Origin of the sequence: Bradyrhizobium icense, from assembly GCF_001693385.1 — a bacterium.
Taxonomy (GTDB): Bacteria; Pseudomonadota; Alphaproteobacteria; order Rhizobiales; family Xanthobacteraceae; genus Bradyrhizobium; species Bradyrhizobium icense.
The window spans coordinates 2,102,242-2,127,737 of sequence record NZ_CP016428.1; the positions used below are offsets into that span (position 1 = coordinate 2,102,242).

Annotated in this window: 21 protein-coding genes; 14 read left to right on the forward strand and 7 right to left on the reverse strand. The window is 58.9% G+C overall.

Features of this window, described 5'->3' with window-relative positions; all coding sequences use genetic code 11:
• The first annotated feature begins 187 nt into the window (after positions 1-187).
• Both LMTR13_RS09910 and LMTR13_RS09915 read left to right on the forward strand, forming a co-directional pair.
• Positions 188-1,531, forward strand: coding sequence for a GumC domain-containing protein (locus tag LMTR13_RS09910; protein ID WP_065727713.1), 1,344 nt, complete (start codon positions 188-190; stop codon positions 1,529-1,531).
• An 82-nt stretch (positions 1,532-1,613) separates the two neighbouring features.
• On the forward strand, positions 1,614-2,363 hold the full coding sequence (locus LMTR13_RS09915) for a CpsD/CapB family tyrosine-protein kinase (RefSeq protein ID WP_236843332.1): 750 nt from the start codon (positions 1,614-1,616) through the stop codon (positions 2,361-2,363).
• Between the two features lie 59 nt (positions 2,364-2,422).
• Here the strand turns inward: LMTR13_RS09915 and fcl are convergent, their stop codons facing one another.
• The 4 genes from fcl to epsI form a co-directional block, all read right to left on the reverse strand.
• Entirely contained in the window at positions 2,423-3,370 is a 948-nt protein-coding gene (gene fcl / locus LMTR13_RS09920) for a GDP-L-fucose synthase (protein ID WP_065727715.1), read from the reverse strand.
• Complete coding sequence (gene gmd, locus LMTR13_RS09925; RefSeq protein WP_083218960.1) at positions 3,351-4,436, reverse strand: GDP-mannose 4,6-dehydratase; 1,086 nt, start codon at positions 4,434-4,436, stop codon at positions 3,351-3,353. The genes fcl and gmd overlap by 20 nt, the downstream gene beginning before the upstream one ends.
• A gap of 117 nt (positions 4,437-4,553) precedes the next feature.
• Positions 4,554-5,258 (reverse strand): S1 family peptidase, encoded by a 705-nt coding sequence (locus LMTR13_RS09930; protein WP_236843333.1) that lies wholly within the window; start codon positions 5,256-5,258, stop codon positions 4,554-4,556.
• Positions 5,259-5,290: 32 nt separating this feature from the next.
• Positions 5,291-5,935 carry an exosortase-associated protein EpsI, V-type gene (gene epsI / locus LMTR13_RS09935; protein ID WP_236843334.1) on the reverse strand — a complete coding sequence of 215 codons (645 nt, stop codon included), beginning with the start codon at positions 5,933-5,935 and terminating at the stop codon, positions 5,291-5,293.
• Positions 5,936-6,259: 324 nt separating this feature from the next.
• On the opposite strand from epsI, the gene LMTR13_RS09940 reads away from it, so the two are divergent.
• The 5 genes from LMTR13_RS09940 to LMTR13_RS09960 all read left to right on the forward strand — a co-directional run bounded on the left by LMTR13_RS09940 (position 6,260) and on the right by LMTR13_RS09960 (position 10,125).
• Positions 6,260-7,129 (forward strand): hypothetical protein, encoded by an 870-nt coding sequence (locus tag LMTR13_RS09940; protein ID WP_156795538.1) that lies wholly within the window; start codon positions 6,260-6,262, stop codon positions 7,127-7,129.
• Between the two features lie 49 nt (positions 7,130-7,178).
• Entirely contained in the window at positions 7,179-7,400 is a 222-nt protein-coding gene (locus LMTR13_RS09945; protein ID WP_065727718.1) for an XrtV sorting system accessory protein, read from the forward strand.
• Positions 7,401-7,458: 58 nt separating this feature from the next.
• Positions 7,459-8,370 carry an exosortase V gene (gene xrtV / locus LMTR13_RS09950; RefSeq protein ID WP_083218961.1) on the forward strand — a complete coding sequence of 304 codons (912 nt, stop codon included), beginning with the start codon at positions 7,459-7,461 and terminating at the stop codon, positions 8,368-8,370.
• A gap of 120 nt (positions 8,371-8,490) precedes the next feature.
• Positions 8,491-9,186: a metallophosphoesterase family protein gene (locus tag LMTR13_RS09955; RefSeq protein ID WP_083218962.1), complete on the forward strand. Its 696-nt coding sequence runs from the start codon at positions 8,491-8,493 to the stop codon at positions 9,184-9,186.
• 222 nt (positions 9,187-9,408) lie between these two features.
• On the forward strand, positions 9,409-10,125 hold the full coding sequence (locus tag LMTR13_RS09960) for a PEP-CTERM sorting domain-containing protein (RefSeq protein WP_065727719.1): 717 nt from the start codon (positions 9,409-9,411) through the stop codon (positions 10,123-10,125).
• 110 nt (positions 10,126-10,235) lie between these two features.
• Here LMTR13_RS09960 and LMTR13_RS09965 read toward each other — a convergent pair whose 3' ends face one another.
• The gene (locus tag LMTR13_RS09965) at positions 10,236-10,556 is read right to left on the reverse strand and encodes a hypothetical protein (RefSeq protein ID WP_156795539.1); all 321 of its coding nucleotides are present in this window, start codon (positions 10,554-10,556) and stop codon (positions 10,236-10,238) included.
• Between the two features lie 68 nt (positions 10,557-10,624).
• A complete protein-coding gene (locus LMTR13_RS09970; protein ID WP_065727721.1) occupies positions 10,625-11,821 on the reverse strand; it encodes a glycosyltransferase in 1,197 nt (398 codons plus the stop codon).
• A 183-nt stretch (positions 11,822-12,004) separates the two neighbouring features.
• Here LMTR13_RS09970 and LMTR13_RS09975 point away from each other — a divergent pair, with 183 nt between their 5' ends.
• The 4 genes from LMTR13_RS09975 (at position 12,005) to LMTR13_RS09995 (ending at position 16,044) form a co-directional block, all read left to right on the forward strand.
• The gene (locus tag LMTR13_RS09975) at positions 12,005-13,192 is read left to right on the forward strand and encodes a glycosyltransferase family 2 protein (protein WP_065727722.1); all 1,188 of its coding nucleotides are present in this window, start codon (positions 12,005-12,007) and stop codon (positions 13,190-13,192) included.
• Between the two features lie 180 nt (positions 13,193-13,372).
• The gene (locus LMTR13_RS40515; protein ID WP_156795540.1) at positions 13,373-13,528 is read left to right on the forward strand and encodes a hypothetical protein; all 156 of its coding nucleotides are present in this window, start codon (positions 13,373-13,375) and stop codon (positions 13,526-13,528) included.
• 951 nt (positions 13,529-14,479) lie between these two features.
• Positions 14,480-14,752, forward strand: a complete 273-nt coding sequence (locus tag LMTR13_RS41595; RefSeq protein WP_065727725.1) for a hypothetical protein — start codon at positions 14,480-14,482, stop codon at positions 14,750-14,752.
• 320 nt (positions 14,753-15,072) lie between these two features.
• The gene (locus LMTR13_RS09995; protein WP_083218963.1) at positions 15,073-16,044 is read left to right on the forward strand and encodes a PEPxxWA-CTERM sorting domain-containing protein; all 972 of its coding nucleotides are present in this window, start codon (positions 15,073-15,075) and stop codon (positions 16,042-16,044) included.
• A gap of 165 nt (positions 16,045-16,209) precedes the next feature.
• Here the strand turns inward: LMTR13_RS09995 and LMTR13_RS10000 are convergent, their stop codons facing one another.
• Positions 16,210-18,318 (reverse strand): NfrA family protein, encoded by a 2,109-nt coding sequence (locus LMTR13_RS10000; protein WP_210184856.1) that lies wholly within the window; start codon positions 18,316-18,318, stop codon positions 16,210-16,212.
• Between the two features lie 123 nt (positions 18,319-18,441).
• Between LMTR13_RS10000 and LMTR13_RS41600 the strand changes: the two genes are divergently transcribed.
• The 3 genes from LMTR13_RS41600 to LMTR13_RS10010 all read left to right on the forward strand — a co-directional run bounded on the left by LMTR13_RS41600 (position 18,442) and on the right by LMTR13_RS10010 (position 25,301).
• Complete coding sequence (locus tag LMTR13_RS41600; protein WP_197521066.1) at positions 18,442-18,864, forward strand: hypothetical protein; 423 nt, start codon at positions 18,442-18,444, stop codon at positions 18,862-18,864.
• Between the two features lie 474 nt (positions 18,865-19,338).
• Positions 19,339-21,462: a patatin-like phospholipase domain-containing protein gene (locus tag LMTR13_RS10005; RefSeq protein WP_065727728.1), complete on the forward strand. Its 2,124-nt coding sequence runs from the start codon at positions 19,339-19,341 to the stop codon at positions 21,460-21,462.
• A 35-nt stretch (positions 21,463-21,497) separates the two neighbouring features.
• Entirely contained in the window at positions 21,498-25,301 is a 3,804-nt protein-coding gene (locus LMTR13_RS10010; protein WP_065727729.1) for a Dyp-type peroxidase, read from the forward strand.
• Positions 25,302-25,496: the final 195 nt, after the last annotated feature.

Genomic DNA, 25,496 nt, shown 5'->3' on the forward strand with positions numbered 1-25,496 from the left:
TCTACGTAAATTCGCAAAGCGGTGGCCGATGGAACCATTAAGATTGAAATTTAAAAGTCCTGTTGCTGAACAACTATTCATTAAATCCCTGCAAGATCGATGCTAAGATCGCGTGTCGGAGCGATCCGCCGATCATTCCGCGGCACTGTTAACCTTGCAGGCGCGCAAATAGACGCTCGGACGAGACATGCTGCAGAAAGTTGAATTTGAGGACGATTTCCAGCCGCTGCAAGAGGACCGCAGTCACCTGTTGCAGCCCACTTTTTACTGGGAACTGTTCAAACGGCGGTGGGTCTATTTTGTACTGCCATTCGTCACGATCCTTGCCGCCGGCGCCGCGGTAGCGCTGCTGTGGCCACCGACCTATGTCTCCGAAGGACGAATACTCGTTCAATCGCAGCAGATTCCATCCGAACTGGTCCGGCCTACGGTTACCAGCGCCGCGCAGGAGCGAATCCAGGCCATTCAACAGCGAACGATGACGCGAGACAATCTCATCGCGATCGCCGACAAATTCAAACTATTCCCGGACAAGCGCACGTTGATGTCGCCGACCGAACTCGTCGCGGAGGTCAAGAAACACACGAAAATCGCGCCGGTCGACCTTCAATTGGACTTCAAGCAGCGGACGCGCGCTGCGATGGAAAACCCCACGATCGTTTTCTCGGTCGGATTCGAATACGGCAATGCTACAGTGGCTGCGCAGGTAGCCAACGAGTTGATGACGCGGATCCTGAACGAGGATCTTCGGGATCGGACCAGCCGCGCCACCGACACCACGAAGTTTCTGGCGCGAGAGGTGCAGAGACTTCAGGCGGAGAACAATGCGCTCGATGCCAAGATCGCTCAGTTGCGGCTCACGCAAGGCAAGCCGGCGTCTGGCGGCTCCGAGCAGCCGACAACGCTTACACAGCTTAAGGCCGAATTGATCCAGAAGGGCGCGCTGTATTCAGAACGGCACCCCGCGATCCAATCCCTGAAGAAGCAGATCGAAGCCTTGGAAAAGGTGGCTGCTGCGCCGGCGCCCACCAACGACGCTGCAACGGTGGCCAGCCTCGAGGCCTTGGTCGCCCAACAGGAGAGCTTGCAGAAAAATCTCGATGCTGCCTCGGCAAAATTGGCCGCCGCACGGCTCGGCGAGAACCTCGAAAAGGACCAGCAGTCCGAGAAGCTCGAAATCATCGAGCAGCCCACGGCGCCGCAAGAGCCGATCAAGCCCAATCGGCTGAAGGTCCTTGCCATGGCGTTCGCGGCGGCGCTTTTTGGCGGAGCGGGGTTGGCGTTTCTGGTCGAAATCCTGGACAAGGGAATCCGCAGAAGCAATGAGCTCCTGTCGGTGGTCGATGGCCAGTTGATCATTTCAATTCCCTACATCACGACGGCGGCCGAGTTGCGTGCGCAGCGGCGGCGGATATTTGCTTTTCTAGGGGTGTTTGCGCTGGTTGTGATCGGACTGTTGATTGTTGCGTACCTCTTCCTTCCGCCCCTTGATCTCTTGATTGCCAAGGCCAGGGTCGGGCTGTTTCGATAATTTGCGGAGTCACGTGGTGGATTCAATAAAGCAGGCTGTCGAACTCGCGCGCGCTGCAGAGGTAGTACACCGTCCGGGAGTCTTGAGCGGATCTGCCCTTGCGGCTAACGGACCGCTGCAGCGCTCCGCCGAGTCGCCGATTAACGAGGTGCGTCTTCGGGCCGATCATCTCGAAGCCAACCGAATCGTGGCATATGGCACTTCCGGTCCGAACGGCCGCTACTACGACATGCTGCGCACCCAGGTGCTGCAGGAGATGGACAAGAAGAGCTGGCAGTTCCTGGCTGTGACCTCGCCGACCGCCGGGTGCGGAAAGACGGTGACGGCCTGCAATCTTGCTCTGAGCATTTCCCGCCTGCCGGAACGATCGGTGCTGCTGGTCGATCTCGATTTGCGCCGGCCAGCGGTTGGAAATTATCTGGGTATAGACGGCAATGGCGGTGTTCTCGATGTCCTGGAAGGACGCACGCCGCTTTCTTCGGCGGTTCTGCAGGCAAGCATCGGTCCCAACAACATGCTGGTGCTGCCCGGATCGGTCTCGTCGAATTCTTCCGAGTGGATGGCTTCGCAGACGATGGGGGCGCTGCTGCAGACCATCAAGCGGGATTTCCGGTCACGTATCGTCATCTTCGATCTTCCGCCGATGCTGCTCGGCGATGATGTGATTTCGATCCTGCCTCGAATGGATGCGGCGTTGCTCGTTGCGGGGGTTGGAAGCACGACGGTTTCTGACATCAAGGAATGCCAGCGGCATTTGCGACGGACGACAGTTGTCCGTGTAGTTGTGAACAAGTCAACCGAGGCGGCTGGTTCGTACTACGGCTACTATTGATTTCAATCCGCCCGCGATTCCTAACGGCGTGAGGATCGATTGCGCGTCTTCCGAAATGACTATTGTTGTCGTTCACTCAGGAACGCCTGATAGGCGAGCCGGATGCCGTCGTCGAGCTTCGTGCCGGCGCGCCAGCCGAGTTTTGCCAGCCGGCTGACGTCGAGCAGTTTTCGCGGCGTGCCGTCCGGGCGCGAAGCATCAAAACCGATCTCGCCGCGATAGCCGACGGTCGCCGCGACCACGCGGGCGAATTCGGCGATCGTGATGTCCTCGCCGGTGCCGATGTTGACCAATTCGCTATCTGAATAGGTCTTCATCAAATGGATGCAGGCATCCGCGAGGTCGTCGACATAGAGAAATTCGCGCCGCGGCGTGCCGGTGCCCCAGACCGCGACCTCTTTGGCGCCGGAGACCTTCGCTTCATGGAAGCGGCGGATCAGGGCGGCGACGACGTGGCTGTATTCGGGATGATAATTGTCGCCGCGGCCGTACAGATTGGTCGGCATCACGTTGATGAAGTCGGCGCCGTACTGGCTGCGATAGGCCTCCACCATCTTGATCCCGGCGATCTTGGCAATCGCATAGGGCTCGTTGGTCGGCTCCAGCGGCCCCGTCAGCATCGAGTCCTCGCGCAGCGGCTGCGGCGCCAGTTTGGGATAAATGCAGGACGAGCCTAAGAACATCAGCTTCTCGGCGCCGTGGACATGCGCCGCATGGATCACGTTGGAAGCGATCGCCAGATTGTCGTAGAGGAATTCGGCGCGCAGCGTGTTGTTGGCGACGATGCCGCCGACCTTGGCGGCGGCCAGAAACACCGCCTGCGGGCGCCGGGCGGCAAACCAGCGGTTGACCGCGGCCTGATCGCGCAGGTCGACCTCGTTGCGGGGCGTCGTCAGCAGTTCGACGTGTTCCGCCGCCAGCCGGCGCACCAGCGCGGCGCCGACCATGCCGCGGTGGCCGGCGACGTAGACCGTCTTGCCCTTCAGCTCAAACGGCAGGCTTGCCATTGGCGACCTCCCGCCGCGCATCATCGAGATCGTTCGCGACCATTTCCTTGACGATCTGGGCGAACGACGTCTTCGGCTTCCAGCCCAGTTTCTGCCGCGCCTTGCTGGCATCGCCGACCAGAAGATCGACTTCGGTCGGCCGGAAATAGACGGGATCGATGCGGACCACGGTCTTGCCGGATTTGGCGTCGACGCCGGTTTCGTCGACGCCCTGGCCGCGCCACTCGATGCGGCGGCTAACTTCGGCGAACGCCAGCTCGACGAACTCGCGCACCGAGCGGGTCTCGCCGGTCGCCAGCACGAAATCGTCGGGTGCGTCCGCCTGCAGGATCTTGTGCATGCCCTCGATATAATCCCGTGCATGGCCCCAGTCGCGCTTGGCTTCGAGGTTGCCGAGATAGAGCACCTCTTCCAGGCCGGTCTCGATGCGGGCGACGCTGCGGGTGATCTTGCGGGTGACGAAGGTCTCGCCGCGGATCGGGCTCTCATGGTTGAACAGGATGCCGTTACTGGCAAACATGCCGTAGGCCTCGCGGTAATTGACCGTGATCCAGTAGCCGTACAGCTTGGCGACGCCGTAAGGCGAGCGCGGGTAGAACGGCGTGGTCTCCTTCTGCGGCACCTCCTGCACCAGGCCATAGAGTTCGGAGGTCGAGGCCTGATAGAACCGCGTCTCGTTCTCCATGCCGAGAATCCGGATCGCTTCCAAAAGCCGCAGCACGCCGATGGCATCGGCATTGGCGGTATATTCCGGGCTTTCGAAGCTGACGCCGACATGGCTCTGGGCGGCGAGGTTGTAGATCTCGGTCGGCCTGATCTGCTGCATCAGCCGGATCAGGTTGGTCGAGTCGGTCATGTCGCCGTAATGCAGCAGGAACGGCACGTTGCGGGCATGCGGGTCCTGGTAGAGGTGATCGATCCGCGCCGTGTTGAACGAGGAAGACCGCCGCTTGATGCCGTGGACCTCATAGCCGAGGCCGAGCAGATATTCGGCCAGGTAGGCGCCGTCCTGCCCGGTGACGCCGGTAATCAGCGCCACGCGCTGTTTTGAATGTTCAACTGTCATGCTTGCTCCAATACTGCTTCGAGCGCGCCAGGGCGCCAAATTTATCAATGCCGAGGTCGTGATTTGCTTCAACGCGCGAGCAATCGACCGACAGGACCAAGGGGCTAATGAGAGCTACTAAAGCTGCAAATGGGCGGGCAAAAAGGCCGCAATTTCTGAGGCCGGTACAAAGTATTTGGCGATATCACGCGTTTCCATCTTTCTGGTGTCAGGTCGATATTTCGGTTGCGAAATTTTCCGGCTCATTATGCCGAGCAGGCATTTGCGTTTGACATCGAACACTCCTGATCCGGAATTACCGGTGCGAGCCACATCGGCGATCACCGTGCTGAATCGGCTGCGGGTTCCAGCCGGCAGCCGATCGGGCGAGAGGATGTGGGAGCGCACGGCAGATCCCGGTACAATGGTCACAACCTCTTGCCCCGGCCTGGGCGGTTCGGCGCAGATTGAGTTTCGACGAAGCCGCAATCGCACCGGAAGAAGCGCTTCATCAACCGATAGCAGCGTTAAATCTGTTCCCTCGAAACTGCCTTCTTTGACGACACGGGTCGGATATTCCAATCCGGCAATCGCGACCTTGGGCCGCGTCAGCCAGGTCCGGCCTGCGACATGCGCTGCCGTGATGAACAGGCCTTTTCCGAGATAGATGCCTGATCCCGGCCCCCAGCTCTGCATCGGCGTCTGATGAATGCCTACCGCGTACGGCAGCAGCGTCTCGTCGGCGCCTTGCGCGCATGTCGGCTGCCACGCAGCCGCCAGAAGAAGGATGCTATGCAGCAATGGTACGCGCAGCAATTTCGAGGTGAGTTGAGCGAACGGCAAAAATCACCTGTCAAGTTTGCACGCCGCGACCTTCAACTCGCGCCGGTAAAGAACTTAAGTTCCTGAGGTGGAATGGCGGCGAGCAGATCGCGGATAAACTGATCCTGCAGTTTGAACGATACATCCTTCGGCAGACCGATCGTGGAGACCCTGATTAGGGCACCATCGGGAATGATCCCGCGCAGGCCATACTTCAGCCGGCTCAACTGATGATCGACGACGCCATTGGCGATATCGTTGCCGACCCGCAGCCAGTAAGTCACCGGTTCGAATCTCGATTCTCTTGTCGCAACCAATCGAGTCATCTTGATGGGTTGCGCGCCATTGCGATAGCCAATCGCGGCATCCGCTTTTTCCGAGATCCGGAAGCCATTGGCGGTATAGCAAATCTCCGGACGGTGGGACTTCAGCCGATAGTTCTGTACCGGACCGTATGCGACCATCAGCATGACGATGTTGCCATGTCCGTCCGTATAGCCCCGGCCAACTTCCTGGCTGTAAATCTTTCCAGCGAGCGGGTCCGGCTGAACGTACGCGTCTGGATCTGCTGGACGCACCGGACTAATTTCGGGAACCAGCTTCCAGGTTCCAAATTGGCGCGGAATGACGGTTTCGAGGCTAGGGGAGGCCGACGTACGGGCCATCAGTTGACGGGGCGCCAGCACTGTCGCAAGCACGGCGCATCCCACGATTGCGATACATGCCAGTATGATCTGAATTCGAGGGTATTTCATCGAGACCACGCACAATTGAGAGTTAAAAAATTGAGAGTTAATTGGATCAGATGTTTCTGATGAGGATATACTCCAACTGGCCGATTTACAGTCAAAAGAAAGAGATAATCAGTCCCTTAACGAAATTAACATAAACAACGGAATTTGCAGCAAAAAAGTGCTATAGGCTCGACCGTGGACAGCGGGCTCGCTAGTCATAGCAGGATCAGGCACGGCCGGCCTGTTGCATTTGTTTCCCGGCCCTATTTGGATGCACGGAGTTCCTGGATGAAGGGTATGTCCATCAAGATCGCCCGGCTGGCCGTTTTGCTCGCCTGCGGTGCGGTCGCCTTGGCCGGTTGCGGCAAAAGCGACCAGCCCGCCGCTTCCAAAGGACAGGTGGTTGCGCGTGTCGGCGAAGAAGTCGTGACCATCCAGGATCTGGAGAACGAGTTTCGCTGGGCGAACGTGACGCCGGACAAGCAGAAGGAGCCCGAGATAGTCAAACGCGTCCTGGGTGATCTGGTCGTGCGTAAACATTTGCTCCGCCAGGCCATGGCGGCGAAGCTCGATCGCGAACCGGGCGTGCTGCTGGACCTCTTGAGGTCGCGCGAACAAATTCTCGAGAATGCGTATCTGCAGCGGACGGCGGCTGCCAAGGCGCCGGGCAAGGCAGATATTGACAGATACATCGCCAACAACCCGGCGAAATTCGCCGGCAGAAGACTGCTCAGCGTCGAACAAATCGCATTTCCAATAGGGCCATCCACCCAGTCTTTCGTCGAAGCGAACAAGAACGCCAAATCGCTCGACGAAATCGACCAGAAGCTAACCGCGGCTGGCATTCCCCACGGTCGGCAAATGGGCGCGCTGAACAGCGGCGATTTGCCGCCGGAGTTTTACGGATTGATCGAGGCCAAGAAGGCGGACGACGTGTTTTTCGTCCGCGCCGGCCAGAACGGCGTGTTCTTCAAGGTCAAGGGTGAGGAGCCGCGCCCGCTCGAAGGCGATGCGGCGGCCAATCTTGCACGGCAGTTGATGCGTGCGGACGCGGTCAAGGCCGAACTGGGCATTGCGCGCTATTCTGCGAATCTCGAAGCGAAATATGAAGGTGAATACGCAAACATCATGCAGCCGGCAGATGGCAAGAAAAACTGAGCGCGGATGTGATCGCGCCGCCGTAAGATGTTCCACAAGGCGATATTGAATGACGACGTTTTTTGATGTGTTGACCGTTACCTGTTTCGTGGCGCTGGTGATCGCGTTCTTCCAGTTCACCGAGCGGGACAATCGAACGTTGCTGCACTACATGCTGGCTGGCATTGTATTCGCCGTCGCTAACCAAGTCGGAAATGCGGGCTCGTTCTACCTTGCGCTGGTCTTGATTCTTGCTGGCGCTGGTTACGCGGTTTTGATAGCCCGGAGATGAACTGTTTGTTCCATTTAATGGTATCAATGAATTAGATTTGGAACCTGTTGGTATTTGAATGACATATTCGCAAGTAATACCATCGGCGAAGGCAGGTTTTCTCGGCCCTTTTTTATGGCCGGCGCTGCTCGGCGTCTCTGTGATCGCCGCCTATGCCCAGACCGTTCTCAGTTTGATCGATGGACCTTGGCAGACGGAGCAGGAGGGCCACGGTCCGCTCATCATTGCGGCCTCGCTCTGGCTGATCTGGCAATCGCGTGAGAAGTTGAGGGCCGTTGAAATTTCTCCGGCCCCCGTCACGGGGTGGCTTGCTCTGCTCGGCGGCTTGGTCATCCTCTATCTCGCCCGGATCCAACAGGGCCTGGTTACTTTCGAAACCTTTTCCTTGATCCCCGTCATCGTCGGCTGCGTGCTGATTGCAGCCGGATGGCCGGCGTTGCGGGTGCTCGCGTTTCCGATCGGCTTCTTGATCTTCGCCGTGCCGATGCCCGACTGGCTGATCGATGCCGCCACCGTGCCGCTGAAGGTCTTTATTTCGAACGTCGTGACCAACGTGCTTTATGCGACGGGTTTTCCGGTTGCTCAGAATGGCGTGATGATCATGATCGGGACCTATCAGCTCCTGGTAAAGGATGCCTGTTCCGGGATGAATTCGATTTTTGCGCTGTCGGCGATCGGCGTTTTCTACGCCTACGCGTTTCGCTGGCAGCAGAAAATCCGAAGCCTGCTCCTTCTCGCGGCCATCATTCCGATTACTATCATTGCAAACTTCTTTCGCGTTTTCGCGTTGGTCATGATCGCTTATTATCTGGGACCTGACATGCTCGACGGAATTCTGCACGATCTTACCGGTATTGGCCTTTTCGTCATCGCGGTTATTCTGCTGTTCCTGTTCGATGCCTTTCTGGGGCTGTGTTATGCTCTGGCGCGCCGTTTCCGCAACCGCACCGCGCTGGCGAAGCCCGCTTAGCTTCGAACATCTGCGCTATGCCTCGTGAAGCCGTCCGTCGACATGTCTTCTCGCATGCTGTTTCCGCAAGATGGACGTTCGCGGTGAGCTTGCCAAGCTCATCCACTTCAAGGCCGGTTCTTGACGAAGGTTGCCGTGAGCCGAACGTATGCCATACCCGACCTTCATGGTCGGCTGGATCTCCTGGATCGCGCAATTGACGCGGTTGCCCGCCATGCGGAGGGGATCGCTTCCACGATCATAACCTTGGGCGACTACATCGACCGTGGGCCCCAGAGCAGACAGGTCATCGAGCGTCTCATGACCTGGAGACCGGATGAATCGAAGGTCGTCCATCTGAAGGGCAACCACGAAGCCATGATGTGCGCGGTCTGTGAAAACAGGGCCGAGCTCGACTGGTGGATCAGGAATGGGGGAGGTGAGACGCTGGCTTCCTATGGCCAAAGCCCGGCGCTTCCCGATTTGCGGGCGATCCCGGCCGATCATCTGGCCTGGATGGGCAATCTCCCGCTGATGCATGTCGATCGGCACAGAATATTCGTCCATGCGGCGGTCGATCCGAAAATTCCGCTCGAGCAGCAGAACGAGGAAACGTTGCTTTGGAAGCGTTATCCGCGCGGCGCTGATGTCGGGCATGGCCAACGATATGTCGTACACGGTCACCATGCCGATACGCGTGCGCCCATGGCGGGCAAGCACAAGACCAATCTGGATGGGCTGGCCTGGAAGACGGGGCGCTTGGTGATCGGGGTATTTGAGGACGACCGGCCCGTCGGTGCCTCCGAATACTTGGAAGTATTTGGTCCCGAAATGTAGGACCGACGCATAGCCAGCGGAGATGCGCTCTGGGCCGGCTACCAGTGGCAAGTCGCACATTCGCGGGTCCGCGGCCGATGAGGTGGGAAAAATAAAATAGTGCGGCCGCCGCTGCCAATCCCAATTAAGGTTTAATTTCTTTTCGGTGGTCACTCGTTTCCGCTATTATCTAGCGACGAATCAGTGCCGCGTTCGTTTTCACACAAAATTTCGGGAACGTACATGTTCATGAAGATGAACTCGGCTGCCTTGGGGGCGGCCCTGATATTGCTTGCGGGTGTCGCCAACGCAAACGCGGGCTTGGTCAGCTATTCTGACTTCACGTCATGGAGCGCAGCCGTGCCAAGCAAGACCTCTCTTGCAATCCCCGATCCTGCTTCAGGTCCTTATCCAGGCTATGACGAGTTCGGAAGCGGTACGGCCTCCGTTAGCTATGGTGGCGTACTGTTCGAAACGAACATCGCCTTGGGCAACGGAGATTTCTACAACGTTGGTCCGACGTATGAGGATTCCAACGGCCCCTTACCGGTTTTATCTTCGCAGCAGCAGACTGTCGGCGTCGCAAATATCCTGATTACGCTCGCTGCTCCCGTGAACGCATTCGCGCTGAATTTCGATACGTATGACGGAGTTGACGACGGAACTAACTACGGAGCTGTCGTCTCGTTCACACTTTCCAACGGTCAGACCCTGTCGAAGGACAGCGTAGGAAATGTGTACGATCTTCAAAGCTTTTTCGGCGTGGTCGACGACACGCCCTTCAAATGGGTTTTGCTGACCACATCGGATCCCGTGTTGAGTATCAATGCGCTGAACTTTAGCGCGCCGGTATCCGCCATTCCGGAGCCGGCGACCTGGATCATGCTGATACTTGGCTTCGCCGGGATTGGTCTCATGGGCGGTGCCCGACTCCCCGCACGCCGTGCACGGGCGAGTTGACGAACAAGATTCAGGCCTCGGCTTGGAGTTTGCGATCAGCAAGGCCGCCTGCGGGCGGTCTTTTGCTGTCTGCCAAACACGATGATTGCAAAAGACATCCGCGCATCGTTTTAGAAGCAGCGGCGTCCCTGACTGTCATGGAGCACGTAATCCGTTCCAGGCGGCGGATAGTGAAGTTGCCCGCACGCGCCGGAATTGACTGGAGCGCCCAAAATATCAAGCTTTCTGTCCAGCGCGTTTGGCGAGGCGGTCTGGTCGCTGCTCCCCCGCCCGTAGTACTGACCGCTGTATTGTCCGCTAAATTGCCCGCCATACTGGCCGCCGTACTGTCCGCCATATCGGCCGCTATACTGCATGTTGACCTGGCCGATGGCCGGCTGCATCGAGCCGATCATCGCTAAGGCCGCCAACAGAGTAAACTGTATCCTCATCTCACTTCCCGGAAGCATGAGGAATAGGGGGACCGGGCGCTGCCGATAACTATCGGCCCAACGGTCGTCTAGGCTTCAATCAGCTTAATAAGCTTAGCCGCTTCCTTGTCGATATCATGGCGCTGCAAAACCCTTTTGCGAGCACTTTCTCCCATTTCCGTGATCGCTTCCGGCGCCGCGTTGAGACATTCCTCCATTGCCTCGGCCAAGCTCTCCAGATCGCCGGCAGGAACCAGCCAACCGTGCTCGCCGTGCTGGATCAATTCCGGGATGCCGGCGACGAACGTAGTTATGGCCGGCCTTCGCAATGCCATGGCCTCCATGATGACGACCGGCAGGCCCTCAGCGAAGCTCGGCAACACCAGCGCGCGGGCAGCGAGGATTTCGGCCCGAACCTCGTCACTGCTGATCCAGCCCGTTATGCGCACGATGCCCGTCAGCTTGTACTTTGCGATGAGCGACTCGATCTCGCAGCGCATCTCGCCGTCGCCGGCGAGCACCAGTTCGAACTTTGTCCCGCGCTCCGCCAGTAGCCGCGATGCCTCGATCAGGAGCAACTGCCCCTTCTGTTCGCAGATGCGACCCACGCAAACCAACCGTCGGTCGTTGCCCGCCGCCGTGACATCGGTGTCATAGAAAGCCGGCTCAAGCCCGCAATGGACCACCTTTATCTTGGGCCAGTAAGCGTGCGGGACATTGCGAAAGAGCTGGCTCCGTCCGAATGAACTGACTGCGACGACAAAGCGCGCCCGCCGGATTTTCTCAGGAAGCGAGATGAACTTCGGCTTGTCGAATTCCTCGGGGCCGTGAGCGGTGAAGCTCCAGGGTGGGCCTCCCAGTTCGCCGACAAGCATCGCGACTTCGGCAGAATTGGTTCCGAAATGGACGTGCAGATGCTGGACCTTTTCGTTCCGCAACCACAGAGCCACTTGGCATGCTTCGAACAGATAAATCAGATGAACGGGGAGGGGCCGCTCGGCCCGTAGACCGATCTTTAACGTCAGGGCGATCACGCGAAGCAGGCCGGCGGGATTGGTTACCAGGATGCGCAGGAATGAAATTAACAACGGCACGGCGCCGCCGCGCAGGACATAACGCGTGCGCGCCTGCTCCAGTTGGTCCTCGGAGCTACGCTGCGCATCGGCCCAGCCCCGCACGGATATTCGCAGGATCTCGTGGCCCAGGCGTTCGAGCGCCAGGATTTCGCGCCGGATAAAACTGTGGCTGATCGCCGGATAATGGTTAACCAGATAGGCGATCTTCATGAAGGGTGCTCTGCCTGACCTATTCTAAAGTAGCCCCGAAAAAATACGGGTCCCTCGTCCTATTATCTATTTGAGAAATATAGTAGTAATTGAGAGGGAAGCAGGATATTTATAGCCCGCTTCCATTTTCACTTTTTTGCCTGACAAAGCGTTAAGTCAAACGTTTCGAGATCGGTATTTGCGATGTTGATCTTGGCCGCTCTGGCTGGATTGCTCAGCGTTCCCGTCGCTGTCCTGCTGGTTGAAGTCATTGCAGCTCTTAAGGCGCCGAAGCTGGAGCCTTTCGAGGTCAAGGAATTAAATATTGAAAAGCGCGTTGCGGTAATCGTTCCGGCGCACAATGAGAGCGTTGGGCTGGTTCCAACGCTGCAGGACATCAAGCCGCAGCTTGGCGCCGGAGATCGCCTGATCGTTGTCGCGGACAACTGCACCGATGACACCGCGGAGGTTGCGGCTGCATCAGGCGCCGAGGTCATTATTCGCAACGACCCCGGGAGAATTGGCAAGGGGTTCGCGATGGGGTGGGGCATCACTCATCTCAGCCAGGACCCGCCCGATTTTGTTCTCTTCGTCGATGCCGATTGCAGGCTCCAGGCTGATTTGGTCGAAGGGCTAAAGCGGGTTTGTCATCAGGTCCAACGGCCCGTGCAAGCGCTGTTCGTGATGCGAAGCGCCGAGAACTCGCCCGTCAATCATAGCTTCGCAGAGTTCGCCTGGGTTCTCAGAAACTGGGTTCGTCCTCTTGGATTAAGAAACCTTCGTGGTCCCGTCCAGCTGATGGGGACAGGAATGATGTTTCCGTGGAATGCGATCAGCTCGGTTCCGTTGGCAAGCGGTCACTTGGTGGAGGATTTGAAGCTGGGTCTCGATCTCGCGGAAACGGGCAAAGCGCCGTATTTCTTTCCGTTCGTGACAGTTACCAGCACGTTCCCGACAAGCTTCAAGGGGACTGAAAATCAGCGGCAGCGGTGGGTCCAGGGGCATCTCGCCACAATCGGAAGGTTCGTTCCAAGACTTCTCACTGCGGGTTTGATGCGCGGCGACGTAAATATCCTTGTGCTGGCGCTCGATCTGTTGGTGCCGCCACTCTCTCTCCTTGCGCTGTTGATGGTCGTGACGATGGTCATGACCTCGTCAGTTACGGTGCTTGGAGGGCCATGGCTGCCAACCCTGATCGCAGGCGGCAACCTTCTTGGATTTATCTTCTGTGTTGTTCTGACCTGGTTTAAATTTGGCCGCCAGGTTTTTCCCGCGCAGGAGTTATTATCGTTCGGCTCTTTTGCATTGAAAAAAATAGGGTTTTACGGTCGGATGTTGATCGGGGGTACGGCGTCTCAATGGATACGGACCGACCGATCGACCCCTACCTAGCGTGACGCGGATTTTTCCCGCGGCGTCCCCCGAATGGGTCACGCAAACGAGTCACGCAACCGTTATCGAACGCCAATAAGTGCGCACCAGACAAAGGTTCGTTTGGTGCACCAGCCGCATCACCGGAGTTGGCTGGCACATCGTTTGCTTGAGCTTCTCAGGCGGGAGGAGGGGGTCCTCATGAAAGCGCATAGCCGTACCAGTCTGCCGAAATCAAAGAAGCCGAAGAAGTCTTTGAAAAAGCTCCGAGCCGTCAGCATTACGGAGCGCTATCTGGAATTACGACGTCTGCGCGAGCGCTTGTCCGAGGCCGAAGCTTTGAGAAGTTCGCAGTGAACAAGTTGCGTCAGGGATTAGCCCCACCGCTCTACCTGGCGGCGATCGGGATCGCCATGGTTGGCTGGTTGTGGGCGATTTTTGCCGGCGTGGAATGGCTTTTGGGGGCCTAGGTAGCCAGCCCTTATGCCGCATCCGCGTGATGCCCCCGATGCCGGCCCATCGCAGCCTGCAGATGCCTGTTTCGTCGCTCGAGGGCCTTCCGGTTTTCGCCGAATTTTCTGCCGCCGATAGCCCGCTGTTGCATTCCTGCCGCTGCGAAGGAAAATCAGCCAAGCCCAAAATGCGTTCATATCCCCAGCCCCCTTTGTACGCTATCAACCGGGTGCAAGAGCCGTTCGCGTAGAGTTGGAAAACCGTCGGCGAATCCAGCGGCAGGCTTGCGAATCGCCCCAATAGTCGGGATTCTGGCTCGGACAGTGTTGAGTTCGACGAGCGGCTTGGGTTGTTGCGGCACCGTTCGTTCTGGCGTGAGAGCGAGCTGGTGCTGGATGGAGCAGGGGACTGGCCGTGCCGGATAGACTGACAAGCGCGCTGCTTGCTGCGCTAAATGAATCGACCGAAATTAAACAGAGCGATTGGCTGCAGCTCGAAAGGGCCTTGCGCGGGCAATCGGACAGGGTTGATGGCGAGGCGATCAGCGACCTGAAATCGGGCCCAGAGAACCGATTCGCCGCCACGGTATGCTCGGGGATGGCCAAAGTCCGAGCGAGTTTCTGAGCTTCCCGCGCTCTTCCCGAACTTCCAGCCCTTGCCGTGAAGATTGGGTTCGCGACTATCCCTGGCGGCCTTGCCGGGCCGAGGGTTGACTGGTGCGGCTGCAATCCTCGTCTATTGAGTTTCGATTGCCGGTCGTATCGAATATCTCAGCGCCCGGATTCCACATTTGGAAAAGCCCCCGCTCAGCTCTTTTGTTATAGATGGCCCTCCGCGTTTGTGTGCCAGAAAGCCATGTGGAAAGCCTTTATCGTCCCGGCGGTCTTCACGTTGAGCGCAGCGGCGGACGCACAGGAGAGCGGTCGCATCAGGCGGCCGCCGCCCTCTGCCGCTGAGGCCGCACGGATCGCCTCTGATATGGCCATGAACGACACCCTGCTTCAGAGGGGCGACATCGTGGCCACTGACCGCGGCTTTTTTGTTTTTCGCGGGACGGCTCCGGATGGCGTGACGAATGAATTCGCAAGGGTGCCCGATCCTGCCCTGCAGGGCAAACCAGCCCGGTGACCTCACCGCAAAGCACCGGCCGGACGGTCCGCAAGCGAACCAGCCCTGTCGCCGGGAATCAGCTTCGATCCGGCCATAGACCAATTAAATGATAGCGTTAATTGCAGGCGGGCCTTGATTAAAGGCGGGACGATATCGCCGCATGGTTAATCGCGGCCGTTGAAGATTGAACCTCGGCGCCTTGTTGGAGCACACACATCTGTACGGGAATCAGCCGAACACGCGTTTATTGAAGGCGCAAATCAACCGACGCGCGCATGGGCGATCTCGTTGGACAACCTGCACGATCAGGCCGTTAACGATCAACGCTGCCGCAGAAGATGCTGCTTGCACTGGATGAAGCTCATGGTAATAACTTGATAACAATAAACGATGACGTTCGATTTATTTGTTCGCCCTTCGAGGAATTTAATATGTCGCTGCGATCTCGTTTGCTCATTGCTCTCTCAACAACCGTGCTGGGTTCTACGGCTGCATCGGCCGCGCTGGTCACTGTCACCAGCTACGAGATGAACAACGGCAATGGGCTGACCCAGAACGGCAACTACAACTACTTCGATACGAGCTACTCTGTTCCGACATATGCCAATACCAACGGCTCTTCGTTGGTCGTGCCGTCAAATGGCGCCCCCAAGGAAGCCTTACTGACAGGGGGTACCGGCAAACTGACCGACAATATCATTCCAGCGCAGAATTACTCGTTCGTGCCCCAAGACTACGTCGGCTGGAAATATCAGGATCCCACCATCATTTTTAACCTCGAGGCGGGCAAGAGCGTTAGTACGATTACATTGTATGTAGCGAGTTCGTACGCTGGTTCGCTCGGCTTCATGGGCCTTGTCGGTCAGCCAGCGTCGGTAGACGTCTCGATCACCACGCCTGGCAATTCGACTTTCACCCCGAGCTATACAACGACCTTTACGGACTATCTGGGTGACAAGTACAACGGAACGGAAGTTATTACGCTTACTTTTGACTCGCCCATCGTTTCCAGTGACACTTTCAGCTTGACCCTGAACAGGGGACCCTTGCTGCTGGATGGCATCAACTACTACAACAATCATGTCGCCGGATACGGCTGCGACGCCGCCGGGTGTTTCCTCGATAACGTCAACGACTTCAAGAACAGTGCATACATCCCAAATCTTGAGCCTTGGATATTGCTGAGCGAAGTGCAGTTCACCGCTGCCGTACCAGAGCCGTCCACCTGGGCGATGATGATAATTGGATTTGCGGGGTTAGGTTTTGGCATGTATCGGCGTAACGCCAGACGCGTGCCAGCAACGGCATAGGCTGACCTGCGAACAACCGAAAATAATGAAAGCCGCCGAAAGGTGGCTTTTGTTTTGGATAGCAAAGGCCGGTTGAGTTGTTTGGTCTGATCCGAGCGTTTCATAACCCCGGCGATCGCTATTTCGGTTCGTAGAACGATCAAGCGCCTGCGGATGTGGCGGCGCTCAATAGTTTATCGACGTCTGCGCGAAGATCCCCTGAGCCCGCTGATCGCCTGCGAGGCGCCAGCGATATTGTAACGTCAATTCCCAGTATGAAGGCGGCGCCGTGTATTTCGTTCCGCCGAACCAGTAGCGCAACGAACCGCCTGCGCCGGCCGAGTAGGCGGAACGGTTGGCGAATGAATCGTCGTAGTTTGCAGCCAGCACGGCGTGCGGGAAGAACACCAGGTTGCTGCTGATCGCATCGAGCCGGAAGCTTCGTCCGAAACGGCCTTCCATGATCGCGACCAGCTGTCGCTTCTCGAGGAAGCGATCCACTTCCGCGTAGACGTACCAGGTCGGCCAGCTCGCATCCAAGACACGCAAATCGGTGCCGACTGTGTAGGAGTAGAGCGCGCGCAACAGCGTGTCATCGCGCGCCGCATCGCCAAGCGCGATAAGTCTGTCTACTTCAAAAACGAGGTTGGCGTTCGAGAACGGCTTCCAGCGGGCGCCCACCATGCCCTGTGTCGTGCGTCCGCCCGTCGGTCCGCCGGACTGGTCATAGAGGGTTTCGAAAAGTCGGCCGAACAGCTCGAATATCGCGCCATTCCTGTATCCGAACCCTTCCGGGCGATAATAGAACTCGGTTCCCAGTTGCGATGTGTAACTGCTCGGCGCGGTCGTCGTCAGGAACGGATTGGGCGCCGAACCGACTTTGCCGTAGGAAACCGAAGTATTGATACCCCACACCCGGGCCAGATCTGAAACTGTTCGACGCGTCTCGAACAGCTTTTGATCGTCAATATCGATCCGTCCGTTTGCCTTGGCGTCGATCCCTTCCATCAAATAGGCGATGGCCTTTGGATTTTCGAAGCGACGCATCGCGGTATATCCCGCATCGATCGTGGCCCGAGCTGGCAATTGGCCGTTGCCATGCGCGCGATCGAAGCGAGCCAGAGCTACCTCATCGTTACCAACGGCGACGGCAAGATAGCCAACATCGGCATCCCGGACAGAACCCAACCTGCCATGGGCGATCGCCTGATCAAATACGATGCGGGCTTCCGGCTTGCGGTCCAACTCGACCAGCGTATTGATTTGCGCGCGCAGCGCGCCGTCCCTCTGAACAGCGGTCGTTGCGAACCGTTCCGCTGTCCTGAACTCGGCAAGCGATTCTTCCTTTCGACCGAGCGCCTGCAGTGCATAGGCCTTGCGGATCGACGTGTCATAGCCGACGGCCAATTTCTGAAGTGCGCGCAAAGCGCGCATGGGCTCGTTGGAAGTCAAGGCAGCATCGGCGAGGGAAAGTCGAACGCTGCGGGCTTGAGCGGGCGGCAGGCCCCGCTTCAGGGCCGTTTCCCAATCCGACATCGCGCCACCGAACTTCTTGAGCTTACCTCGCGCATAGCCGCGTTGTGCATAGATCTCAGCGCTTGAATGGCCCGCCCCGATCGCCTTGGTCGCTTCGGTCTCAGCTTCCGCGGGGCGGCCGGCCGACATCAGGATGTTGATCAGCAGGAGGCGGCTTGCGGCGACCTCGGGTTCAAGCTGTACGGCTTTGCGCGCCTCGACGATGGCTAGCTCGTAGTCCTTGTCTCGTTCAGCCCGGTAGGCCCGTTCCTTTGCTTCAAAGATTTCTGCTGCGGCCTTTTCTTCGGGCGATGCAACAGGGGTCAATATGCTGAGGACCGCGGGGGCCTCGAGTTCGCAACTAACGCCGTTGGCGCTGGTCGAACATTCCTGCACCGGCGTTGGCATTGTATTGCCGTTGTTCTGAAGCACGCCCCTGCGCTGGCTTGCGCCTTCGGCATCGGTGAGGCGGGTGATGACCTTTGGGTCGGTTCGCGAATAGCTACCCAATAATTCCATCGCGGCGTTGAAGTCGCCTGACGCCAGGGCTGCATCCGCCGAGATCAGCCGGATATTCTTCTGCTGAGAAGCTGTCAGGCCCGGGATCGCCAGGGCAGCGTTGAAGTCGGAGACAGCATCGGCGCGCTTCCCCAGCCGCTGGTTGATATAGCCGCGCCATACCAGTGGAACATAATTCGCTCGATCGAGCGCAATCGCTTCGGTGACGGTTTCCAAAGCTCCCGACAAATTATTGTCGGCAAGCTGGGCGTTCAGCAGCAACAGGCGATACGACATCGAGTCCGGCACATAGTCGACTGCACTGCGCGCCGCCCGCACCGCGGCTTTGGCATCGCCCTTCTCAAGCGCCTTGTAGCCTTCGCTTGCCGGCGATAGGGCGAGGCGTTGCCGGATATTCGCTTGCCGTCCTTGGAGTTCCTGATTGCCTGCAAACGCCGCCGAGGCGACCTTCGTTGCTTGCTCGGCCTGGGGGAGGTCGCCCGCGGCGACCAGGGAATCGATCAGAAGCAAATGCAGGCGGAGGAGGTCAGGACGGAGTGCCACAGCCTCTGCGGCGCTCGCCGCGGAGGCCTTGTAATCGCCCTGGCCGAACGCCTTGTAGGCGGTCTCCGCCGCCGCATAGGCTTCGCCCTCCAGCGGAGGACCGCCATCCGCCACCTGGGCGCTGGCGCCCGCGCACAGGACCGCGGCGAGCAAAAGCGCAGCCAGCGCCGCCCGAAAAGCCGTCTGGCGCAGGTATTTTCCGCCCCAATTGCCCATGCAACCAGCGCTATTCCAATTCCGTTAAATTTTGACGCCGAACTGTAACTGAGACGACGATTCAGCGGAACCGGGATTTGGCCTTTTTGGTGCTGGGACAGGCCTTGATGTCATTCATTTTTCTCACTTTTTTCGGGGCTGTGACGTTTTTGCTATGAACAATCGGACGAAGCGCATCACAGCGCACGTTAACCATTGTTCTAGTTCTGCAGGGCCTCCAAGTGCGTGCGTTCCAAACGGCAGAACTGATGGTGAGCGACCATTCCCGACAGCATCAGACCGATTCTTGAAGCTGGGCCTCATTGAATTGCGAAACCACGAATAGGGGGGAGTCTCTCCGCCAGCCTCTCAAGGATGGACAACTGTCAATGTGCGTCGCGGGCAAAGCTCAAGGCTGCGCAGATTGATCTCAAGTAGCACCGCAAAAAAGTCTCTGAGTGTGAACCAGCTCACCCAGGAGCTCCAACGGAAGGTCTATTTTCCAGGGGCGGTGGTGTCGGTGGTTCGAGTGAGGAAGTTCGAATGTCCACCAGGGAACCGCTACCTGCATTCGAGGATCGGGCCCCGAGCGATCGCTATTGCGACTTGATTCTCACCGGCGGCGTCACGAGCTCGATTGCCTATCCAGCAGCCGTTTTCGCGCTCGCGACCGCCTACCGCTTCAACAGCATCGGCGGCTCCTCGTCCGGTGCCGGCGTCGCAGCGTTGGCGGCCGCCGCCGAATACCGGCGTCGGCACGGCTCGTCGCACGGATTCCAGATCATGCTGGAGCGTACCGCTGCCGTCGCCGACAACGTGCACGGCAAGACCCGCCTCGCGTGGCTTTTCCAGCCTGAGGAAGAGAACAGGCGTCTGTTCAATGCGCTGTTGCCCGGCTTTGCCAAGCCATCCGGCAAACTATGTGCATTGGCACTCGGGATCGTTCGCTCGCATGCAATCGTCTTTATCATCGCGATCATCATCCTCGTCATCGCGCTCGGGGCTGCCGCACTGCGATGGATCGACTATTCGTCCGCTTTCCTGACCGGAACGCTCTCGTTCGTTGGGGCAGTTATCGCGATGCTCATCTTCGTCGCATGCGAGGTCAGACGCTTGGTGCGGCACGACTATGGATTGTGCACCGGGAGTCGCGTGGGGAAGTCGCCACTCCCGCCGCTCACCGACTGGCTGCACGGCCTTATTCAGGAGATTGCCGGCCGCAAGGTGGACGATGAGCCCTTGACCTTCGCGGACCTGGCGAAAGCCCCAGGCTCGCCACGGGAAACTCTGAACGACCCCTGCTCGGCAGGGGCCAGTTCGATCAATCTGCAGATGTTCACCACTAACGTGACCCATGGGCGGCCGTACATCTTTCCGCAGCAGGAAGACGGCGAGGTGGACGACCCGCCGCTCTATTTCCGCTCGAGCGAGATGCGTCGGCTGTTCCCCCAAAGGGTGGTCGAATGCATGATGAGGAAATCGAGCTCGTACGATGGCAATGCCAAGCCGGCGCCGGTCGAACCCGCTCCGGTGGGCCTACTCCGTCGTGTGGCTCGCTGGTTCGTGTCGCTCGTTGGATCGTCGGTCGCGGGAGGCGAGGATGAGCCCGAGGAGGAGCCACTTTATCCGCTGCCGAGGGAGCACCTGCCGATCCTGGTGGCGGCGCGCATGAGCGTCAGCTTTCCGGTCCTGTTCAGCGCGGTGCCGCTCTGGATCCTCGACGAGCGAGACAAGCAGAAGCCCGTGTTCAGGCGGTGTCTATTCTGCGACGGTGGCATCTGTTCGAACTTTCCGATCCATCTCTTCGATAGCCCGATCCCTTCCTGGCCTACTTTCGGCATCTCGCTGCACGAAATTCCCCAGAGCGAGCAAGGAGCGGCGCGCGCGCGGCGGCCTTGGTGGAGTTTGTTTCGATGGTGGCGGCTTTGGCGGAGGACGTTGGCGTGGATCTGGCTGTCCAGCCAGCAGTGCTTGGGGACGCGGTGGACCGGCCTTCCGAGGAAATACGGCGTGGTGCGGCTGCCGCGAGACCATCTCGAAGGCAGGGAGGACCAATGGAGCGAGTTCGAGGCAGAACCCGGATCTTTTGACAGGCTGTCTGGCTTCTTCAGCGCACTTGCTTCAACGACGATTAACTGGAACGACGCCACGCTGGCTCGCCTGCCTGGGGTCCGCGAACGCGTCGCGCGGGTGAGGCTGCGTAGCGGGATCGGTGGCCTGAACATCCGGATGACGGGCGATCAGATCAGGGGGTTGGCCGATCTGGGGCGCGTGGCAGCGCTCAAGCTGCTCAAGCGATATGCCTTTCCCGTCGCGCGGCCTTCCGACGAACTGTCCGACGACAAACTGTCCGACGGCTGGAACGAGCATCGCTGGGTGCGACTCAACGTGCTGCGAGACAGCCTTGCAACGAGCCTGGCCGGGCTGACCTGGGCGGCGTCTCACGTCGGTTATGGCAAGCCGCTTCGCGACCTGATCCGTCTGGCGATCGACGAACCGGTGCTGAAAAAGGACAAGGATTCGCAACTGCTCGCTGCCCAGGCGGCCGCACTGGAGGGAGCGCTGGACGCGCTGATCGAGGCGGAGCGCGCATTGAACATGTCGACAGCCGGCCAGCCTTATAGGCCGTCGCCAAGGCCGGTGATGCGGGTGCGCCCGCCACTGTAGCGAACAATTGCAGGGATAGGAACGAGGGAACCGCCATGCAGATTGATATACAGAGCAAGTCGAGGAGCCTGTTGGGCGTCACCGACCTCACCCTAGCGGCAAAAATTAAGCCCGGGCTGATCCCGGCACTGGACTCGCGCAGCTACGAAAGCCGGCTGCGACTACTGTTGAGGACGCTGAACCTGCTGCGCGTTTCGTCACTGGAGGCGGAGCCGACGTCACTGATCGCCGACGCGGTCGATCGAATCCGGGCCATTCACTCCTTCCGCCTTGCGATCGTCGGGGAGGATCCGCCAAAGCGGCTCCTGCTTTCGGTCGCATTCGATGGCGGGTGGGAGCCCTACATGCGCCGCATCTGGCGTGATTTGGGGCCACTTCTGGACGTCATTTTTTGTAACTGCGAGGGTTACCTTGATGCCCACAGCCACGATTTCCCGGCCTACGCGGGCTGGGTCCGATCGGCCCAGGTCACTACTGAATTCTTCTACAACGCCAGCGCGCTGACCGTAAACGACCTGCACTACCTTCGGCAGGAGCGACAGGGGTGGCACGACGCCGGTCGCCGCGGCCTTCTTGAGGAGGCGCTATCAGCCCTGACCAGGCTGTACCGGCTGACTGACATGCATCTGCAGCTTGCAAGTGCGAACGACGGCGACTCTCTGCTGCGCGCCGCAAGGCATCTGTTGCGGGATCCCGCCCGTACACTAATCGAGAAAGCCCGACAGAGCGAACTCGACGCGACGCTACAAGCGGCGCTGACTTGGTTCGATAGGTACGAGGCCGGCTTTCTGAAGCAGGCGCTGCCGGCTTTGACCGCGTTGTACCGGCTGAGCGACATGTATCCGCCGCTTGCAGATGTGCCTGACGGCGACTTTCTGCTGCGCGCCGCAGGGCATTTGTTGGGGGAGGAACTCGCCCAGTGCATCGGGAAAGCCCGGCAAAAAGAGCTCAACCCGACGGAACGAGCGGCGCTGACTTGGTTTGCTAATTACAAGGCGAAGGCGCTGGATGGCCGCGCCACCACAGCGAAATGGGATCCTCTCAAGGTTCAGGGCGGCATTATCGAGGCCTACACGGGCGCCACACATGCTTGCCTGCTGCTGGTCTCGCTCAAGGACTCGGCAGCGGCGTGCGACATGCTTGAATACCTCAAGCCGGATATCCAGCACACCAGCGCCACCGCATTGGAGGCGGCGACGGCCAAGCCATTCGTTAATGTCGGATTCACCGTCCAGGGGCTCACGATCGCAGGCGTGCCGAACGGCACACTTGACCTGCTGCCATATGAGTTCCGGGAGGGTATGGCGGCGCGGGCCAGCATCCTCGGCGACGTGCGCCACAACCATCCGATCAACTGGTCCCTCCCGGAGCGCAATTGGCCCGAGCCGCCACAACACGAGCGGGAGCGCGTGGAGCTGTCATCGGTCCATGCGATCGTCATGTACACATGCAAGGGACCTGCGGATGAATGGCAGGATATGGCTAGCGACAAGCATCCGCTGCGCGGTGCGGTCTTGCAATTTAACGAAAAGCTTTCCGGCAAGGGCGTGCAGATCCTTTCGGTGCAGAGCATGCGGCGCCTGGTCGGCTCGGGAAGTGAGCCTCCCCGGGACCATTTTGACTTCGTGGACGGCATCAGCCAGCCATGGCTGGAACCGCCTCAAAAGCCGGCCCGCTCCAACGAAGTCATGACTGGCGACGTAGGTTACAAGAACATCCCCCGAGATCGACCGACGAGGGACAAGGTCGTGACTGGCGACTTGCTGCTCGGTTACGAGAACTCCTTCGGCGATCCGCCGCTGACCGGCAAACTCTGGGATGACAGCACCTTCCTAGTCGTGCGCAAACTGGAGCAAGATGTCGACGCGCTGCACACCGTACTGAAAGAGAGCGGAGACGTGGAGGGGACAAAGGCGAAGTTCATGGGTCGCACAGGTGACGGCGAAGTCTTGATCGAAGACGAGACGATCAACAGGAGGGGCAACGACTTCGACTATTCGAAAGACGCAGAGGGAAAGGCTTGCCCATTCCAATCCCATATCCGACGCGCCAATCCCCGCGGCACCCGGGATGATATCCGCACTGTGCCCCGGATCATGCGACGAGGCATGTCCTATGGTCTGCCTTATAGGGAGAAGCCGAACGCCAAACGTGGTTTATTCTTCATGGCGTACAACGCGTCGATCGCAGAGCAGTACGAGGTCATCCAGGCTTGGCTGAGCGGCAGCAACAGCAGTGACCAGAATACGTACTCGGCCCTACGAGATCCGTTTGTCGGCGTGCCACTGGACGGTGATCCGCACACCTTTGTGCTCCACGGCGCCGAACCAGTGAAGCTACCGTTGGACCGGCCGATCGTCACAATGAAATGGGGTCTGTACGCCTTCGTCCCGTCGATCAAGGCGATCGACGAACTCACGGAGCTTGCAAAGGCAGCGGCAAAAATCGAGTCCATTAAGGACAAGGATAATCCGAAGAAGAAAGACCAGCGTGCCGCAGAGCTCGCCGTGCATGTGCAGAAGGGCGCGGCGGTCATCGCCAAGCTGAGACGAACCGAACAGCAACTGGGTTTCGACTCGGCGGCGGACCAATGGAAGATTGCGCTTGAGGATATAAACGCACGTATGTTCGGCATCAGCCAAGCAGTATGGGCGGCGATACGGGAGTTGCACGGTGGGGTGCTGCGGACGCCATATGGGGTGTTGGTATGCAAGAAGGATCTCGTGACCGAAGTATTCAATAACGGCGGAAGGGGGGACCCGCGCTACACGGTGACGGGCTATGCCGAGCGCATGCGCGCGTCCTTCGGTGAGATCTATCTGGGCAAGGACGATGACCGGCTGAGCACGTCGAAATACCGCGCCGAGGCTTGCCCTGCCAACAAAGCAATAATGGCCGTCAGCCGCGAGGCGGCGTTCACAAGCTCTTTTAAGCACACGCAGGAAGCGCTCAGATCCCTCGTCCCAGACGACGGCGAGAAAAGGTTACAGGTAAAGGACATCGTCGACGACACCCTGGCGGGCATCAGCAAGGAGTGGTTCGGCCTGCCCGATGGCGAGCATGTGGCGTGCGGCGGCTGGCATTGGCGATCGGACAAGCCTACCTGCCCGGGCCACTTCCACTCGCCGTCACGGTACATGTTCCAGCCCAACCCGGGCTTGGAAGCGACCAAGGTGGGCCAGCAGCACGGCAAGGACCTATTCAACGCAGTCGGCAAGCTCATCGAGGCGCAACGAAAGGCCGAGAGGAACCTGGGAACACTCGGAAACGCGTTGTTCGATGCATACTCCAACGACCAGGCGCAGCTGACCTCCGAGAAGAACGCGCAGCTGACAAGCACGCTGATCGGCGTGATGATGGGCTTCCTTCCGACCGTCGACGGCAACATCCGCGGGGCGCTGTTCGAATGGATCAGCGACCGATCGTTGTGGGACCATCAGCTCGCCTATCTGGCCGATAAAAACCAAGACCGCTTCGTAAAAGCTTGTATGGTCCTGATGGGCCCGCTGACGAAAACCCTGCTCTTGCGACCCGTTCCGGAGCTCGTGTGGCGCACCGCACTTGAGCGGCATTTTTTGGGACCCGTTGAGGTCCGTCCAGGCGACAAGATTGCGGTGAGCATCGTGTCAGCAACGCAAGAGTGCCGTCTCAACGACGACAACGACGGCCTATACCTCCTCTTCGGTGGCAACCGCAGAGAGAAGGGCCATCCCACCCACGCATGCCCGGGCTACGAAATGGCCATAGGTGTGATGCTGGGTATGCTGGCCGGACTGCTGGAATGGGCGCGGCTGCGGCCTACAATGTCGCCAATGGAATTGAACGTGAGCCGGCGTTGAGCTGCCGACGCGCTGGCGAGAGCGCGCGCTGTGTCCTGCCTGAATGTGCCGGCGTCAGCACAAGTTCAGCGCTCGCAAGGACGGTCAAGAACGTGTAAGATCGTGGCACCTAATTTTCGACGTGCCGGTTGAAACGACCGGTTGGGCCCTGCGAGCTCTTGCTGTCGACGTAATGAGTTCGAAACTGCCGTCCCA

Coding starts and splice junctions, on each gene's coding strand:
- LMTR13_RS09910 (WP_065727713.1), top strand. CDS start 188: ATGCTGCAGAAAGTTGAATTTGAGGACGATTTCCAGCCGCTGCAAGAG.
- fcl (WP_065727715.1), bottom strand. CDS start 3,370: ATGGCAAGCCTGCCGTTTGAGCTGAAGGGCAAGACGGTCTACGTCGCC.
- gmd (WP_083218960.1), bottom strand. CDS start 4,436: ATGACAGTTGAACATTCAAAACAGCGCGTGGCGCTGATTACCGGCGTC.
- LMTR13_RS09940 (WP_156795538.1), top strand. CDS start 6,260: ATGAAGGGTATGTCCATCAAGATCGCCCGGCTGGCCGTTTTGCTCGCC.
- LMTR13_RS09945 (WP_065727718.1), top strand. CDS start 7,179: ATGACGACGTTTTTTGATGTGTTGACCGTTACCTGTTTCGTGGCGCTG.
- xrtV (WP_083218961.1), top strand. CDS start 7,459: ATGACATATTCGCAAGTAATACCATCGGCGAAGGCAGGTTTTCTCGGC.
- LMTR13_RS09960 (WP_065727719.1), top strand. CDS start 9,409: ATGTTCATGAAGATGAACTCGGCTGCCTTGGGGGCGGCCCTGATATTG.
- LMTR13_RS09965 (WP_156795539.1), bottom strand. CDS start 10,556: ATGAGGATACAGTTTACTCTGTTGGCGGCCTTAGCGATGATCGGCTCG.
- LMTR13_RS09970 (WP_065727721.1), bottom strand. CDS start 11,821: ATGAAGATCGCCTATCTGGTTAACCATTATCCGGCGATCAGCCACAGT.
- LMTR13_RS09975 (WP_065727722.1), top strand. CDS start 12,005: ATGTTGATCTTGGCCGCTCTGGCTGGATTGCTCAGCGTTCCCGTCGCT.
- LMTR13_RS40515 (WP_156795540.1), top strand. CDS start 13,373: ATGAAAGCGCATAGCCGTACCAGTCTGCCGAAATCAAAGAAGCCGAAG.
- LMTR13_RS41595 (WP_065727725.1), top strand. CDS start 14,480: ATGTGGAAAGCCTTTATCGTCCCGGCGGTCTTCACGTTGAGCGCAGCG.
- LMTR13_RS09995 (WP_083218963.1), top strand. CDS start 15,073: ATGCTGCTTGCACTGGATGAAGCTCATGGTAATAACTTGATAACAATA.
- LMTR13_RS10005 (WP_065727728.1), top strand. CDS start 19,339: ATGTCCACCAGGGAACCGCTACCTGCATTCGAGGATCGGGCCCCGAGC.
- LMTR13_RS10010 (WP_065727729.1), top strand. CDS start 21,498: ATGCAGATTGATATACAGAGCAAGTCGAGGAGCCTGTTGGGCGTCACC.